Source organism: Streptomyces sp. NRRL S-31, assembly GCF_000718775.1.
Classification (GTDB): Bacteria; Actinomycetota; Actinomycetes; order Streptomycetales; family Streptomycetaceae; genus Streptomyces.
Map to the genome: position 1 here is coordinate 1 of NZ_JOCB01000234.1, position 898 is coordinate 898.

General features: G+C 80.0%; 1 protein-coding gene. It reads right to left on the reverse strand.

The features are described from left to right. Window positions 1–78 precede the first annotated feature (78 nt). Window positions 79–898, reverse strand: an 820-nt coding sequence (locus IF37_RS40370; RefSeq protein WP_173457125.1) for an RICIN domain-containing protein, incomplete at its 5' end; no start/stop codon positions are given.

Here is an 898-nt window from a genome sequence, read left to right on the forward strand (position 1 = left end):
ATCCCGCCCCCGCCCCCGCACCCCCGAGAGGACCCCGGCCACCGCCGCCCACCACCGCACCCCTGAGACGGCCCCCGGTCAGCGGTGCCGGTCGCGGGCGCCGTCGTCGGGGCGGTCGCAGCGGTCCGGGTGCGTTGCGCACGGGCCGGGGGTGCCGGGCGGCGTGGACGCCGCCGGCGGGGTGCCGGCGGTGCCCCAGTTGACGTTCTCCATCCGCAGGTCGGCGGAGGCCGTGTCGACGGTCCAGCGCCGGGCGGTGCCCGCCACACGGATCTTGAGCACGAGGGCGCCGGAACCGTCGGTGGCGGCCGGGGTGAGAGCCAGCTCCCGGTTCGAGTGGGGCACCAGGACGCCCTGGAGCGTGAAGTCGTACCGGATGTCGCGCCCGGCCCGGCCGGTGGCCGAGCAGGGGGCGAGGCGGACCGAGTAGCCGAGGCCGGAGTCCAGGCACAGATCGGGGGCGGCGGCGCTGCGCAGCAGGGCGTCGGGCTCGTACGTCCACTGCTGGCTCGCGGCGGCGGAACAGGTGGCGAGTTCCGTCTCGGCGCCCCGGACGGCCCGCTCGCCGACGACGTCGACGCACAGGCCGGAGGTGAGGTTGTGCAGCCTGCCGTGCCGGGCGCCCTGCCCGGTGGTGCCCCGTCCGGCCCAGGAACCGCCGGGCGAGGCCGCGTCCGCGCCCGGCGTCCGGGAGGGCGCGGTGGCGTCGGGGGCGGGCGTGCCGCCGGAGCCGGCCACCGACCACAGCACCAGGGGCAGGGCCGCCAGTCCGCCGACGGTGAGGACGGCCAGGGCGAGGGTGCGGCGCCGGGCCCGGCGGGCGGAGCGGCGGGTGGAGCGGCGGGTGGCGGGCGCGGGCACGGACCCGGTGGCCGCGGCGGGGGCCAAGGCACCCGCC